Here is a 15780-nt window from a genome sequence, read left to right as displayed (position 1 = left end):
TGTCGCTGTCAGGCTAGGGGGTTGAACGGAAACGACGTTCAAGTCGTGCGGCAAGGTAGCTCCCCGGCCAGATCAAAACGAAATAGAGCAGTGCCACCACCGTCAGGATTTCCAACGGACGATAATAGGTGCTGCTCAGCAGCCGCCCTTGATACATCAGTTCGTTGACGGCGAGTATGGAGGCCAGCGAGGTGACTTTAGCCAGCTCGATCATTCGGTTACTTAAGGCGGGCAGCATGTTACGTAATACCTGTGGCAGAACCACGCGCCGTAGGATCACCGTGTGCCGCATGCCCAACGCTTTTGCGCCTTCCCACTGTCCGTGGTCGATAGATTGCAGTCCGGCGCGGAAAATTTCGGTGCAGTACGCGGCGCTATACAGCGTCAGAGCCAGCGCGGCGGCGGCAAAGGTACTAAACTGCACACCGACCAAAACCGGGAAAGCGTAATAAAACCAGATCAGTTGGATCAAGACGGGCGTATTGCGGAACATTTCGACGAATATTCTGGCGGGTAATGACAACCAGCGCTTTCCAAACACGCGTAAAATGCCCAAAAATAGTCCCAGCGCGGTTCCCAGCACGCCTGCTATTAGCCACAGTTCGAGCGTGACGCCAAGGCCTTTCAGCAACACCGGAATGTTGTCCCAGACCAGCGAGAAATCCCATTGATAGTGCATGATGTTCCTTAGGCGAGCCGACGGTCTACCAGCGACAGCCGTTTCTCAATATGTTGACTGAACAGGCTAATCAGCAGTAGCAGGGTGAAATACATCACGGCTACCAGACTGTAGACTTCGAGCGGTCGGTAGGTTTGGCTGTTTAGCTGCATTGCCTGATAAAGCAGTTCGCTATAGGCCAGTGAGGAAGCCAGCGATGTGGATTTGATGAGCTCAAACGAACGCTCAATAAAAGGCGGGATCATCCTGCGCAAGGCCTGCGGGAGAATGACCCGTCGCAATGCTGTCGATTGCGGCATGCCCAGCGCTTTTGCTCCTTCCCATTGCCCTGGGTGAATCGAAGAAATCGCTCCACGATAGACCTCAGCATAGAAGGCACCGGATTGTGCCGACAGCGCGATGACGGCGGCGGTGAAAGGTGAAAACGTTAAGGGCGTAATAACGGGCAGGGCGTAGTAAATCCAGAAAAAATGCACAATCGCGGGCGTATTACGATAGAAGCCAATCAACATCACGGCGGGCAGGCGCAATAGCAACCGAGGCGACATTTTCATCGCGGCGAGCACCATGCCTGCCAGCATTCCGATCAGGATGCTGGTGGCACCGATCTTTATCGTTCCCCATAGCCCCTCCAACAGCAACGGGTGGTAAGGCCAGATGGCAGAAAAATCCCACTGATATGACATAGATACAGAACCCCTGGAAATGGCGTATACCCGTCATACTTCAAGTTGCATGTGCGGTGGCTACGTTTACTCACCCGAATCACTTACCTGAGTAAGCTCATCGGGACTCCCTCGCTTGCCGCCTGCCTGAAACTCGAATTATTTAGGATATATTAGGAAATAGATTTCTTATTTTGTTAGAACCTATGCATCTTAGCAGGTCGAAAAAATGATAAATAAATAATAAAACGTGGTGTTAATATTCTTTTTATTTATAAAGAAATGGCGGTATGCCGATGTCCCACCTTGCTGCATTACCTCTGACGTTACGTCTGGCGACCTTTGCCTGTCGATTGACGATTCAAGACATTCCTGTCGTATTAAGAAGAAAAATTGCGCTGCATTTTATCGACAGCCTGGGCTGCGGCATTGCAGGCGCAAAGAGTCAGGTAGTGCAGGATTGTGCACGCGTCACTCGCCTGCATTATGCTGCGGGCAACAGCCCAATCTTGGATGGCGGAGCGCCGCTGGCGGCTATTGGCGCGGCGTTTTTGAATGCGGCGGCGATCAATGCGCTGGATTACGATGACGGGTATGAAGTGGCTGGACGTGGCATGGGGCATCCCGGTGCCTCGCTGGTTGCCGCCGCGCTGGCGGCGCTGGGGCAGCGTCCGATCGACGGTGAAACGCTGATCTGTGCGCTGGCCGCTGCGTATGAAATCAATGGTCGGATCATTCAATCTCAGCAACCGAGTTCGGCGCGTTTTCAGCAGGTTTATGGCGTGTGCCAGCATGAGTCGGTAGGTGCTGCGGTGGTCTACGGATTACTGACGGGGTGTGATGCCGAAGGATTAGAGAACGCGATTGGGTTGGCGGCATCCTTGACGCCGTTGCCCAGCTTGCACAAATACAACTGGCAGCAGCGACCGCTGGTTTCCTTTAAGGATTACAACGCGCCAGCCGCAGAAGCGGGCGTCCGTGGTGTCGAGTTACACCACGGTGGAATGATCGGCCCAAGAGATGTGCTGTCCGGCGATCAGGGGTTTTGGCGCATGATGGGGTCAGACCATTTTGATGAGATGCTCTTGTCGAGCGGTTTGGGAGAACAGTGGGCGATCCAGCACGCCAGTTTCAAAGCGTATCCGGCCTGTCGCTGGATACATACCGCACTGGAGTCCTTCGAACGTGTACAGGACGAGTTGGCGCTGGTGCCGCAGGATATTGACCTTATTCGGGTCAAAGGCAGCCAGAGGCTGGCCGCTGACTTTATGGATAGGCGACCGCAAAATGAAACGGATGCGCAGTTCAGCCTGCCGTTTGCGCTGGCCTGTCTTGCCTACCGTATTCCGCGCCACCGCTGGAGTGCGGACGATACCTTAATCAACCCTATGCTTCTGACGCTAGCCGATAAAGTTCACGTTGAGGTTTCTCCCGAGCTTGACCAGCTTATGGCGCAAGCGCGCCGCCCGGTATTGCAGGTTGACGTCGTCACGCGGGGAAACGTTGTGGCAGGTGAACGCATTGCGTTCCCGCTGGGCTGCGCGGAACACCCGCTAACGGAAAGTCGCATCATGGAGAAATTTGCGGAAAATCTATCGTCGCGGCTTGCCCCTGCTGATATTGCACAGGCAGTAGCGGCGCTTTCTGAGATTGAACAATGCAAGGATGTGGCTGCACTGGTTACGTCGCTGATGCAGACGTCCTGAATCCGTTCAGGACCGTTCTGCTATCCGAATCCCGCTTATTTCCAGTCTTCTTTAATGACTGATGGCACTTTGCTGACGTCCACGCCGCGCAGTTTGAGCGCCTGTTCATAGTAGTGCTGGGTTTTACCAGACTTATACAGCTTGGCAAACTCGTCATTCAGGAAGTTGTGGAAGGTCTGGTCGGCTTCTTTGCGGATTGCGCCGCTGGTGCTGACTTCAATAATCGGCTTCGGCAGAATCAAATTGCCTTTGCCGACTTTAGCCTGTTGCAGCGCCAGAGCCGGATGGAAATACGACAGTGCATCGACACGGCCAGCATAGAATGCGGCTACGCCCTCATCCATATTCGGGAAGCGTACTAGCTGTGCTTTTGGCAGACGTTTGGTCAGAATCAGATCCGGGCTGGAACCCAGCGTGACGCCGATCTTAACATCTTCACGATTGAGATCGTCCCAGTTGGTAACGGCAATGCCGTCGCGAATCAATACGCCCTGTGCATACCAAAAGAAAGGCTGCTCAGGAAAATCGACCGCTTTTTTCCGCTCTTCCGTTGGGTCGAGTACCAGCATGGTATCGATCTGACCCGTTTGTAAGGCGGCAATGGCGTTACCCCAGGTGGTTTCTACCGTCACCAGCTTCACGCCAAGATCGTTGGCTAACTCTTTGCCGATGTTATAGCCGATGCCGTCCCATTCTCCGGTCGACGGATTTTTAAAATACCACGGCTCACCCTGTGCCACGCCGATGCGTAATTCACCGGTTTGTTTGATGTGTTGCCATGTTGATGGCTGTGTTTCCGCAGCCTGACTGAAAAAGGAGGCGCTAACCAGCGTCATCGCCATGAATACCTGGTGAAGAGAACGTTTCATAATAGTTACCCTGATGATTGAGTTTTAATCGAGGCCATATATTTCGCTCATGCAGAGTAGCGAAATACTTATAGCGAAATTAGTCTTTTTCGCCTTATCTCATTCCAGATAAATATAAGTATTGGTCAGGACAAAAAACGTGTTGGACAGCGGTGTGCCTCGCCGTAGGGCGTGGAGTCTGGGTTGGCTGCGTTTGTCTCATCGTTGAGCGGATAAGTATTGCGGTATTTCCCGGTTTTTTTACCAGCGAAAGGGCATAGCAATAATTTCGCTATGCTTTCTCATTATTGGTCATTGACCAACGGCATGCAGCTACGTCAGGCGGTGTGTGGCAGTGTCATCACGATGGCAAGTCCGCCGTTATTGCCGTGTTCTGCATAAATAGCACCACCATGTGCAGTGATAATGGCTGAGGCGATAGACAGCCCAAGCCCGCTGCCGCCGGAGTGTCTTCCGCGTGAATGTTCTGCCCGCCAGAAGCGGTCGAAAAGCAGGGGCAGCGATTCTGCCTCAATTCCCGGTCCGTGGTCAGAAACCGTAATCTGCCAGCACGGCACGTTTTCACGTACTGCCATTTCACGTACCTCAATTGCCAGATAGCGACCCTCGCTGGCGTAGCTTAAGGCATTCTCGATCAGAATGGAGAACACCTGTCCCAATCGTTCGCGGTCGGCAACACAAAAGTCACGTTGTTCGATATGAACATGGGTCTGAAACCCAGCCTGCTCTAGCTGAGGCCGATACCAGGTAAGCCGCTCAGCGACGATCTCGTCGAAATACAGCGGTGTCTTGACCAGTTGCAGCTGTCCGGCTCTGGCGAGTGAAAGAAAGTGCAGATCCTGAATCACGTGATTGAGCTGTTCGAGCTGTTTGATGACCATCGCCAGCTGTGATTTATCGCGCGGAAAGACGTCATCAAGCATGCCCTGAACGCGCCCCATCGCCGCATTTAACGGCGTACGCAGTTCGTGAGCCAACGCCGCGCTGGATTCGCGGAGTTCCCGTTCGTAGCGCTCCAACTGTTCGGTCATATTATTAAAGTCGTTCGCCAGCGTAATCAGCTCCATCGGTGCCTGCTCGACAAGCTGAGTGCGAGCATCGAAATTTCCCTGAGCGACGTCGCGTGCAGTGCTGGCGATATTGGAAAATTGCTGTGACAGCGGTCGTGCCCGCCATAGAAGCACAACTACCATGGTGGGCAAGGCAATAAGCACCATAATCGCCAGCACCAGCCAGTCGCTGTTGGCAATATCGGGTACAAAGAAATTCGAGCCGTAATACTGATAGATAATCTGTTGATAGTGAGGATTACCGTAATCTTCCTGTTTGCTTAACTGTTGGAACTCAACCCGCACGTCGTCGGGCATGTGTTGTTCGACATAGATATTGTAGGCGGCAAAGCGCAGCCACATGAGGGTGGCGATGATGAACAGAGCCGCACACAGTAGAGAAATGATGCGAAAACATAGCCAGCGCCACAGCGACATTTTTTCTGACAGGAAGATCGATTTTTTCATCAGGTTCACCGGAATCGATAGCCAACAGAACGGACGGTGACGAGCACGTTGATGATGTCGTACTGGTTGAGTTTCTTCCTGAGGTTGTGGACGTGAGTATCCACCACGCGCTCCAGCGCATCGCTTTCCGGCAGGCAGGCTTCCAGTAGCTCACCGCGAGTGAAGGCGCGGTTTGGCGCTTTGAGCAGCGTCACCAGAATGTTGAATTCGGTGGGTGTAAGATCGAGAACGACAGATTCAGACGGTGATAGCGCAATGCTTGCCGTCACGGAGGTTGGATCAACCGATAAATTCTCGAATGTCAGGATCGCATCTTCCCGGATGGCGTAGCCGGTTCGCCGTAGCACGGCCTGCACTCGCGCGACTACTTCCTGCGGATTATAGGGTTTGACGACATAATCATCCGCGCCGTAACGCAGCGCGCCGATCCGTTCTGGTTCGTCGCCGATGGCGGTGACCATAATCACCGGAATATTACTGCGCTGCCGCAGGGCGGACAGCACCTCAGAGCCATTCATTTTCGGCAGCATCACGTCGAGCAAAATCAAATCGGGTTTACTGGTCAGCGCCATGTGCAGACCTTTTTGCCCATCAGACGCGATAGAAACCTGATAGCCATCACGCCTTAGATAAGCCTCAAGCACGCTGGCGGCATCCATATCGTCTTCAATAACCAACACCCGTTTTTCTGCCATCGACGACCTCTTGATGAAATCTTAAAAAACCACAAAGCGTTTCTTGATTAAGCGTCAGCATAATTCGTCACGGTGCTGAAAAGCCAACACCAATTACATTGCACCCGCCGTGGAAACACCACGGTGCAAGATTACCGCGTTAAAGAGGGGATGTATGAACATAACAACAATGATTTTATCCACCAGTCTGTCCGCTATCGTGCTATCTGGCACTGCATTCGCCGCGGAGTCGGAGGCATCATCGCCCTCGCTTTTGGGTGACCACACGGATGTTACCGTTGGCGTTGCAGCCCAGAATGCACCGCGTTACAAGGGGAGTAAAAATCGTCAAACCATGGCACTGCCTGTGCTGACGGTTCAGCGCGGTGCACTCTATTTCGATTCTTCGCACGGCATTGGCTGGCAATACCAGTCTCCTTCCGGTTTTTATCTCGATCACGCGATTGGCTACGACATGGGAAGAGATGACAAAAACAGCAATTGGCGTGCGGGTTCGAACCGGCTGAAAGGGATGGGGAAAATCAAAGGATCGGTAATTACCACCGTAACGGCGGGGTATCAGTTTGCGCCCTGGCTGGCGCTGGAAGCGAGCGGTGAATTTGCACTGAGCGAGACAAAAAGAGGAAATCAGTATCGCGTCGGGGCAAAGAGCACGGTGTGGCAGTCCGCGACAAAAGACGACGTGCTAGCGCTGTCGGCAGACGTGTTGATGGGCGATGCCCGCTTTAATCAAACCTACTACGGCGTGACGCAGCAGCAGAGCAGCCGTTCTGGGTTGGCCGCCTATCATGCTGGCAAAGGCGTCTACGGTTATGCACTGGGCGCGAACTGGACGCATCAATTTAGCCCTGCCTGGTCAACCAACGTCGGGGTTACCTCAACGAGGCTGACTGACAAAGTCGCGGATAGTCAGGTTGTGGAACGACGGAATGATACTGGCGCCACGTTGGCTGTTCTGTATTCGTTCTGATGGCGTTTGATGAGTGAGAGGATGTGATGATGGTCAGCCGTTTTGCCTTTTGTCTGCTGTCAGCTGTGTTGCTTAGCGGTTGTGACAGTACCGATGATTCGCCTGCGCCGCCGCCCGTGAGGCCGGTAAAAACGCTGGTCGTCATGCCAGCAATGAGTCGTGAGCCTGTGACGTTGACGGGAGAGATTCGCCCGCATGAAGAAACGGCGTTAGGTTTCCGGCTGGATGGCCGCATCCTGAATCGTTTGGTGGATGTGGGGGCATCCGTGAGGCGCGGTGATGTGATTGCGACGCTCGATGCTCGCGACAGTGAAAATCAGCTGCGCAGCGCACAGGCTGATTTAGCCAGCGCAACCTCGGCAGAACGGCTGGCGAAAAGCAATTTCTCCCGCATGAAGGCGCTGGCGCCGGGCGGAGCGATTGCGCGGGTACAGCTTGATGAAGCGCAGGCAAATTGGGATGCCGCTGTTTCCCGGCGCGAAAGCGCACAGACGACCGTCAAAGGGGCGCAGGAACGCCTCAGCTATACGCAACTCACGTCCGCACAGGATGGTGTGATAACAACGGTCAGTGCGAATTCCGGCCAGGTGGTCAGTGCCGGGCAGGAGGTCGTCAGGCTAGCTTCACTCGATGGGCGCGATGCGGTGTTTGATGTACCAGAACGTTTGGTCAATCAGTCGCTTCCCTCGCGCACGATTCTTGTGTCGCTGCTATCCGATCCGGCGATTCAGGTTCAAGGACGCGTGCGTGATATCAGCCCACAGGCCGATACAGTCACGCGAACGTTTCGGGTTCGGGTGACGTTAACCTCACCACCAGCGACGATGGTGCTGGGTGCCAGCGTGAATGGCGCAATACAGCAGTCCGACACTACCGTCATTGAGCTGCCCGCGTCTGCACTCACCCGTAAGGAAGAAAACCCAGCGGTTTACGTCGTGAACACGGAAACCCAGACGGTGCGTTTGCAGCCGATTACCGTTGCACGCTACAGCGACACGGCGATCTACATCACCGATGGGCTGAAACAGGGTGACCGCGTGGTAACGGCTGGCGTCAGTAAGCTACGGCCGGATGAGAAAATTCGGCTGGATGAAGAGGGGCGTCGCTAATGTTTCGTGAATCTCAATCTTCTACCTCTACGCGCTTCAATCTCTCCGCTTGGGCACTCGCGCATCAGCAGTTGGTCGCTTTTATGATGCTGGTGATTATGGCGGCAGGCGTGATGAGCTACCAGCGCTTGCCCCGCAACGAGGATCCGGCGTTTACCATCAAATCTGCCGTGGTGTCTGCCGCCTGGCCGGGGGCGACGGTGAGCGATACCGTCAATTTCGTTACCGATAAGCTGGAGAAAAAATTACAGGAAACGCCGTATCTCGATTATGTCGAGAGTTATACCCGTGCCGGGGAAGCGGTGGTTTTCGTTAACCTGCGCGATGATACACCGCCTTCTGCCGTGCCGAATATCTGGTATACGGTGCGTAAGAAGATGACGGATATCGCCAGTTCGCTCCCTGATGGTGTCAGCCTGCCAGACGTCAATGACGAGTTTGATGACACGTTTGGTACGATTTATGGCTTCACCGCGGATGGGTTCTCACCACGGGAATTGCGCGATCGCGTCGAGGATATTCGCTCTGCGTTACTGAGCGTGCCGGATGTCGGTAAGGTTGATATGCTGGGGGTGGAAGAAGAACAGATCGTCGTAACGTTTTCTCCCCGACGGCTGGCTGGATTAGGGATCGATTCGCAGCAGGTGATTGATTCACTTAAGGCGCAGAATGCGGTTACGCCCGCCGGTATTATCCGTACTGGGGATGAAAAGATCGCCGTGCGCGTCAGCGGCGCGTTTACCTCTGAGGAGAGTCTGCGCCAGATTACCTTACGCATCGGCGGGAAATTTGTTCCGCTTACTGATATCGCCACCATTAGCCGTGAAATAGCGGAACCGCCGTCGCCGACGTTTCGAGTAAATGGTGAGAAAGCCATTGGACTGGCTATTTCTATGGCACCTACCGGCAACATGCTCAATTTCGGTCAGGCTATTCGCGAAAAAATGAACACGCTTTCTGCCCAGTTACCGCATGGGATAGACATGACGCGTGTGGCCGATCAGGCTGAGGTGGTGAAAGGCGCGGTCGGCGGCTTTATCAAAGTGCTGCTGGAGGCCGTTGCCATCGTGCTGGCGGTGTCGTTCGTTTCTCTCGGCAGCCGCGCGGGACTGGTCGTTGCTGCATCCATCCCTATTGTGCTGGCGATGACGTTTATTGGCATGGAGATAACCGGTATTGGCTTGCAGCGTATCTCGCTCGGGGCGCTGATTATTTCGCTGGGGCTGCTGGTGGATGACGCCATGATTACGGTAGAAGCCATGGTATCGCGGCTGGAAGAGGGGTGGGATCGTAAACGGGCGGCGGCCTGGGCGTATGAAAGTACGGCTTTTCCGATGCTGACGGGGACGCTGGTGATGATTGCTGGATTCATTCCCGTCGGTTTTGCTTCATCCAGCGCGGGTGAATACTGTTTTTCGCTCTTCGTCGTCGTCCTCATCGCCTTGCTCAGTTCCTGGATCGTCGCGATTCTTTTTTCCCCGCTGCTCGGTGTCTGGCTGTTGCCAAAAACGTTTCGTCACCATAACAACGAACCGGGACGAGTGGGGCGCATTTATCGCCAATGGCTGCAACGGGCGTTGGCAAACCGGGGAATGACGTTGATCATTGCGGTGCTCCTGCTGGTTGTCGCCTTGTTCGGCGCAACCCGATTGGAGGGAGAATTCTTTCCCGCGTCGGACAGGCCAGAACTGCTGGTTAGCCTGACGTTGCCCTCGAATGCATCACAGGCCGCGACGGAAGCGCAGGCGAAACGGCTGGAAGCACTTCTGAAGGACGATCCTGACGTTGATCATTTCTCTACCTATGTTGGGTCGGGTGCGGTGCGTTTTTATCTCCCGATGGATGTGTTGCTGAGTCACGAAAATATCGCTCAGTTGGTGGTGGTAGCAAAAAATCTGGATGCGCGGGACGCGCTGGCGGCACGGTTGAATCAGGTGCTTGAGCGCGATTTTAGTAGCATTGTGGCGCGCGTCTCGGCATTGGAATTAGGGCCACCAGTGGGCTGGCCGCTTAAATATCGGGTCGCGGGGCCGGATATTAATCGGGTTCGTGAACTTGCGCAGGGGCTTGCCAGCCTGGTGGGAAACCGGGCCGATGTCCGCGAGGTGAATCTGACGGCGGGTGAACCTGAACGCTCGGTGAACGTGGTGCTGAATCAGACTGAAGCCCGCGCGGTTGGCATCAGCTCACAGGATGTAGCCAGCATGCTGGCGGCGATATTCTCCGGTTCAACGCTGACCTCGGTGCGCGATGAACACCGATTGGTGGACGTCGTGATTCGCGGTACGCCGCAGGAACGCAGAGACGTCGCCACGATCGCGAATCTACAAATTCCGATTGCGGAGGGGCGCTCGGTACCGCTGGGGCAGATTGCCACGGTGTCGTATGGCGTTGACGATCCGATTATCTGGCGGCGTCAGCGCGAACCGTTCATCACGGTGCAGATGGATGTCGCGCCGGGCGTGCGGGCACCGGCGCTGTCTGAAAAGCTGGCACCGGAAATTGAACGCTACCGTGCCTCGTTACCGACGGGCTACCACATCACGGAAGGCGGCGTTGCGGCGGAATCCGACAAGGGCAATGGTTCGGTGTATGCGGTGTTGCCAGTTACGCTGTTGGTGATGCTGGTGCTGTTAATGATTCAGCTACAGCGTATTTCCCGCATGGTGCTGGCATTCCTGACCGCACCGTTTGGCCTGATCGGCATCGTTGCGGCCATGTTGCCGACCGGAACGCCGATGGGATTTGTGGCGCTGCTGGGAGCGATTGCGCTAGCGGGGATGATTATTCGTAATGCAGTCATTCTGATTGGCGAAGTCGATCTGAATGTGAAAAATGGACAACCCGCCACGGAGGCAATCGTGAATGCGGCCAGCCATCGTTCACGCCCGATAGTGCTGACCGCGCTGGCGGCGATTCTTGGCATGATCCCGATTGCGCATCAGGTGTTTTGGGGGCCGATGGCCTACGCGATTATCGGTGGGTTGATGGTGGCGACGCTGCTGACGTTGCTTGCTCTGCCTGCGGCGCTGAGCCTATTGATGCAGTGGGAAGGACGGAAGGTGGGAAATCCTACGTCGTAGGGGAAAATACGACAGGTCGTGGCGCTCTCAGTGACGCGTCACGACCTGTTGATGTGCTTTATTGATCGACGACGGAGCCGTCGACGTGCAGTCGGGTTTTCAGGCCGCGACGACGATAAGGGAAGCGGTTTTCTAGATCGTCCGCCAGCTCAATGCCGATGCCGGACTGCGTCGGTATCTCCATAAATCCATCTACGCATTTGAACGTGTTCTTCACGACGTCTTTTTTCCACACGCCGTTCTCGACGCCCGTCGCCCCAAATTTTTCTGACAGTGCGGGTTGGTCATCCCCCGGATACTCCAGCAGCGCAAAGTTCGGGATGCTGACGGCGATCTGTAAGCAGGCGGCGGTAGAGACGGGGCTAAGTGGGTTATGTGGCACGACCATCAAATCGTTGGCCTCTGCCAAGGCCGCGACTTTTTTCGCTCCGGTAATCCCGCCGCACATGCAGACGTCAGGACGCACATAGGCGACCGCATTACGGCGAATCAGCATCGCGAATTCCTGCGGATTATTCAGGCGTTCACCGGTGGCGATAGGAATATTGATTTTGTCCGCCACTTCCGCCATGGAATCGAAGTTATCCGCACCGATAGGATCTTCAATAAAATACGGATAAAACGGCTCAATGCCGCGAGCGAATACCACGGCATCGGCGGGCTTTAGGCGGCGGTGGACTTCGATACACAGGTCGACATCGTTACCGACCGCTTCCCGATAAAGGCCGATACGTTCGATGGCTTCACCGATCTCTTTGGCGTGGGTGGTGAAATAGGGCGTATCACGCGATTCATCCAGAAAAGGCGTCAGATGACCAATCGCGGTGAAGCCGTCAGCTTTGGCTTTTTTCAGATTGGCGATGGTTTCTTCAGTGGTGCGTCCTCCCGCGTGGGCATAAACGCGCGCCTTGTCGCGGCAGCGGCCGCCCAGCAGGTTATAAACTGGCGTATCGTAATACTTACCTGCGATGTCCCACAGGGCGATATCAATGGCGCTGATGGCACCCATAATAGCGGCACCACGAAAATGCCAGCAGCGGTACATATACTGCCAGTGGTGCTCAATACGTAGCGGATCTTGCCCGATCAGGTAAGTGCGTAATGCCTCTACCGCGCCTTTGGACGCATCCAGAAAGCCCCAGGCACCGGATTCGCCAATGCCCGTCAGCCCCTCGTCGGTGGTGACCTCAACAAACATATATCGGTTCGCTAAAATTACGCGCACATCGGTAATTTTCATCAACGCTTTCCTTAAGTTAGCCTGCTTAGCATTGAGTCTAATCACAGAGGTGTGCGGGTTGTCAACGCTGACGTCAGCAGAGCGGTTAGCGCATCAGGTGCATCGATCATGGCATCGTGGTCGCTATCGAGCGTGAGAAAACGCCAGCTTGGATCGGTCTGAGCACGTTGTACCGAGGTGGTGAGGTAGTTGCCCGCCGCGCGCGTGCAGCGGATATAGGTCTTTTTCAGTGTCGGTGGCGCGGGCGGTAAGGCTATTGATTCAAAATAGGTGTTTACCGGCTGCGGCGTCAGGTGAGCATCGACCCACTCGCGGTCGGCTTCATTCACGCCAAACAGCAGTGATGGAAGCGGGGGAATGTGCCACGCGGGGTCGCGTGCCGCCTGCGTCTGGTAGGCGGCGATAAGGTCGGGTGCGTGATCCAGTAACTTCTCACCCGGTGCGGGTAAAAACGCATCCAGCAGAATCAGATGGGTGACGACGTCAGGCAATTGATACGCGGCAGCCGTGGCGGGAAATCCACCGTAGCTGTGGCCGACCAACGTAACATCGCGCCAACCCCGTTGGCGGATCGTGTCGGTAATATCGTGAATGTGCGTGGTTAGGTTAATACCGCGCGATAGCTCAGCACGACGTTCCGCCAACCCAGCGAGCGTCAACGGCGCAGAAGCAAAGCCAGCATCGGTAAGCTGCTCGGTCACTCGAGACCAGCACCAGCCGCCGTGCCAAGCACCGTGTATCAGCACGAACGTCGTGGCATGATAGCTATTCTCTGACACGCGATAGGGGATGAGGGGGCTTTCTTGCGGAATAAACGTTGCGGGCATACTCTCCTCCTTATAGATGAGGAGATAAGATAAAGCATCTGCCTGTCACGCTTTAGTTTGATTCCTGTTATTCATATTCACGGAAGAGATATACCGGCGATTCCCCTTGGCCGTAGCCAAGGGGGTAGGCGCGATCAGAGATGCCCTGACAGGCGCTGATGGATTTTGCTGCTGTGGTTATCCAACCCGATGATCGCAACTTTCGCATCGTAACGGTGATAGCGGGTTTCGATAGCGTCGAGCGCCGCTACGCTGGAGGCATCCCAGATTTGGGCGTGCGTCAGGTCGATAGTGACGTTCTGCGGGTCCTGCGCATAGAGGAAGTGCTCGAAGAGGTCGTTGCTGCTGCCGAAGAATAGCGGCCCGCGTACTGTGTAGTGTACCGACTTTCCATCTTCGCTCACGCGACGTTCTGCATGAATGACGTGCGCCACGCGGCGTGCAAATAGCAGGATGGCAAAGATCACGCCACCCGCTACGCCGATTGCCAGATTTGCCGTCGAGACGGTGGCGATCACCGTTACTACGACCACCAGCGTTTCCGACAGCGGCATCCGTTTCAGCGTGGTGGGGTGCAGGCTATGCCAGTTCATCGTTTTCAGCGCGACAATCATCATAATCCCCGCCAGCACCACCATCGGAATCTTAGCCATGATCTCGCTCAGGCCGGTCACCAGCAGCAACAGCACCAGTGCGGCGGCGAGGGTGGAGATACGCGTACGCGCTTTCCCTAACTCTACATTGACCACGGTTTGCCCGATCATCGCACATCCAGCAATGCCGCCGTAGAATCCGGCGAAGATATTGGAAACGCCCAGTCCCCAGCATTCGCGGCGCTTGCTGGACGGGGTATCGGTAATGTCATCTACCAGTTTGGCGGTTAGCAGCGATTCCATCAGGCCGACGAAGGCAATACTGAGCGCGGTTGGCCAGATGATGCGCAGTGTTTCAACATTGAACGGTACCAGCCAGTGGGTGAAACCCGGCAATCCGGGCTGCATAGGACCAGCATCACCGACGTTAGGCACCGTGATGCCGGTAAACATCGCAATCGCCGTCACGGTCACAATCGCGACCAGCGGGGCGGGAATACTTTTCACCACATAAGGCAACAGCAAAACGATCGCTACTGTTAACGCAAACAGCAGCCAGACAAGCGAGGAATGCCCGTAAACATGCGGCACTTGCGCGGCGAAAATCAGGATGCTCAGCGCATTCACGAAACCGATCATTACCGAACGGGGAATGTAGCGCATCATTCTTGCCAACCCAGCCAGCCCAAACAGAATCTGGATAAGTCCCGCCATAATCACGGCGGGCAGAATATAGGCCACGCCGTGTGCGTGCACCATTGGCCCGATAACCAGCGCCACGGCACCGGCGGCGGCTGTGACCATCGCGGGTCGGCCACCGAGAAAAGACATGGTGAAGCACAAGACAATAGAGGCGATCAGACTGACTTTCGGGTCTACGCCCGCGATGATAGAAAACGAAATCACCTCGGGAATAAGCGCCAGCGCGGTGATAGTGCCCGCCAAAATTTCGCGCATCAGCAGCGAGGGCGAGCGTAAGGCGGCAAGCGTTGACGTGGATGATTGAACCGGCGTCGGCGTTGCGTCGGGTGATGAGATCATAGGTGCAGGCTTAATTTTTTATAGTCAATGACGAAAGGCGGAAGAGGATAAATTATCGGCAGTATAAAAGATACTGTCCTGTGTCGGCGGGCAAAGGGACGTTTGCTGGGGTACGAAGGGGCGGATAGCGCTTTCGCTATATCCGCCCACCATGGTGTTTTCTTCTGCGATCAGCCTCCCGCTAAACGTCGGTAACGTTCATATCGTTCTCTGGCATCCCGCTCTGTTTGCTCAAACAGGCTATTGGCGATGGCTGGGTGCTGGCGTTTCAGCGACGCATACCGAACTTCACCCATCAGGAAATCCTGAAAATCCTCTTCCGGCTCGTCTGAATCGAGCGAGAAGGGATTTTTCCCTTTATCCACACGCTGTGGATCGAAGCGATATAAGTGCCAGTAACCGGCATCCACGGCTCGCTGAGTTTCACGTTGACTGCATCCCATGCCCGCTTTCAACCCGTGATTGATACAGGCAGCATAGGCGATGATCAACGACGGACCCGGCCAGGCTTCCGCTTCTGCCATCGCGCGTAGAGTTTGCGTCTTATCCGCACCCATGGCGATCTGCGCCACGTACACGTTGCCATAGCTCATGGCCATCATGCCGAGATCTTTTTTGCGCGTGCGTTTCCCTTCGGCGGCAAATTTGGCGATGGCGGCAACCGGTGTGGATTTGGATGATTGTCCCCCCGTGTTGGAATACACCTCGGTATCAAACACCAGCACATTGATGTCTTCACCGGAGGCCAGCACATGGTCCAGCCCACCGTAACCAATATCGTATGCC

At 55.1% G+C, this 15780-nt stretch carries 13 protein-coding genes; 4 read left to right on the top strand and 9 right to left on the bottom strand.

What is annotated here, in order from left to right:
* Positions 1-13: 13 nt before the first annotated feature.
* Together A0G03_RS21120 and A0G03_RS21115 are read right to left on the bottom strand one after the other, a co-directional pair.
* Positions 14-679 carry an amino acid ABC transporter permease gene (locus tag A0G03_RS21120; protein ID WP_048259535.1) on the bottom strand — a complete coding sequence of 222 codons (666 nt, stop codon included), beginning with the start codon at positions 677-679 and terminating at the stop codon, positions 14-16.
* A gap of 8 nt (positions 680-687) precedes the next feature.
* Positions 688-1365 carry an amino acid ABC transporter permease gene (locus tag A0G03_RS21115; protein WP_048259536.1) on the bottom strand — a complete coding sequence of 226 codons (678 nt, stop codon included), beginning with the start codon at positions 1363-1365 and terminating at the stop codon, positions 688-690.
* 275 nt (positions 1366-1640) lie between these two features.
* On the opposite strand from A0G03_RS21115, the gene A0G03_RS21110 reads away from it, so the two are divergent.
* A complete protein-coding gene (locus A0G03_RS21110; protein ID WP_080965235.1) occupies positions 1641-3050 on the top strand; it encodes an MmgE/PrpD family protein in 1410 nt (469 codons plus the stop codon).
* A gap of 35 nt (positions 3051-3085) precedes the next feature.
* Here the strand turns inward: A0G03_RS21110 and A0G03_RS21105 are convergent, their stop codons facing one another.
* From A0G03_RS21105 to A0G03_RS21095, 3 genes are all read right to left on the bottom strand, one after another.
* A complete protein-coding gene (locus tag A0G03_RS21105; protein WP_039298539.1) occupies positions 3086-3919 on the bottom strand; it encodes a transporter substrate-binding domain-containing protein in 834 nt (277 codons plus the stop codon).
* Between the two features lie 317 nt (positions 3920-4236).
* Entirely contained in the window at positions 4237-5436 is a 1200-nt protein-coding gene (locus A0G03_RS21100; RefSeq protein ID WP_048259538.1) for a sensor histidine kinase, read from the bottom strand.
* Positions 5437-5441: 5 nt separating this feature from the next.
* The gene (locus A0G03_RS21095; protein ID WP_039292677.1) at positions 5442-6131 is read right to left on the bottom strand and encodes a response regulator; all 690 of its coding nucleotides are present in this window, start codon (positions 6129-6131) and stop codon (positions 5442-5444) included.
* A 154-nt stretch (positions 6132-6285) separates the two neighbouring features.
* Between A0G03_RS21095 and A0G03_RS21090 the strand changes: the two genes are divergently transcribed.
* From A0G03_RS21090 to A0G03_RS21080, 3 genes are read left to right on the top strand one after another with little or no spacing between them, the layout of a single operon-like run.
* Positions 6286-7101: a MipA/OmpV family protein gene (locus tag A0G03_RS21090; RefSeq protein ID WP_048259539.1), complete on the top strand. Its 816-nt coding sequence runs from the start codon at positions 6286-6288 to the stop codon at positions 7099-7101.
* A 26-nt stretch (positions 7102-7127) separates the two neighbouring features.
* Complete coding sequence (locus A0G03_RS21085) at positions 7128-8210, top strand: efflux RND transporter periplasmic adaptor subunit (protein WP_048259540.1); 1083 nt, start codon at positions 7128-7130, stop codon at positions 8208-8210.
* On the top strand, positions 8210-11293 hold the full coding sequence (locus A0G03_RS21080) for an efflux RND transporter permease subunit (protein ID WP_048259541.1): 3084 nt from the start codon (positions 8210-8212) through the stop codon (positions 11291-11293). Before A0G03_RS21085 ends, A0G03_RS21080 begins: the two co-directional genes overlap by 1 nt.
* 58 nt (positions 11294-11351) lie before the next feature.
* Here A0G03_RS21080 and A0G03_RS21075 read toward each other — a convergent pair whose 3' ends face one another.
* The 4 genes from A0G03_RS21075 to A0G03_RS21060 all read right to left on the bottom strand — a co-directional run.
* Positions 11352-12533: a mandelate racemase/muconate lactonizing enzyme family protein gene (locus tag A0G03_RS21075; protein ID WP_048259542.1), complete on the bottom strand. Its 1182-nt coding sequence runs from the start codon at positions 12531-12533 to the stop codon at positions 11352-11354.
* 41 nt (positions 12534-12574) lie between these two features.
* Positions 12575-13360, bottom strand: a complete 786-nt coding sequence (locus A0G03_RS21070) for an alpha/beta fold hydrolase (protein ID WP_080965225.1) — start codon at positions 13358-13360, stop codon at positions 12575-12577.
* Positions 13361-13494: 134 nt separating this feature from the next.
* On the bottom strand, positions 13495-14994 hold the full coding sequence (locus A0G03_RS21065) for a SulP family inorganic anion transporter (protein ID WP_048259543.1): 1500 nt from the start codon (positions 14992-14994) through the stop codon (positions 13495-13497).
* A gap of 170 nt (positions 14995-15164) precedes the next feature.
* On the bottom strand, positions 15165-15780 hold a 616-nt coding region (locus tag A0G03_RS21060), incomplete at its 5' end, for a thiamine pyrophosphate-dependent enzyme (RefSeq protein ID WP_244177755.1).

Source organism: Pectobacterium peruviense (assembly GCF_002847345.1).
Taxonomy (GTDB): Bacteria; Pseudomonadota; Gammaproteobacteria; order Enterobacterales; family Enterobacteriaceae; genus Pectobacterium; species Pectobacterium peruviense.
Note: the sequence above shows the minus strand (reverse complement) of the source record. Positions and strands in the feature narration are given on the sequence as shown.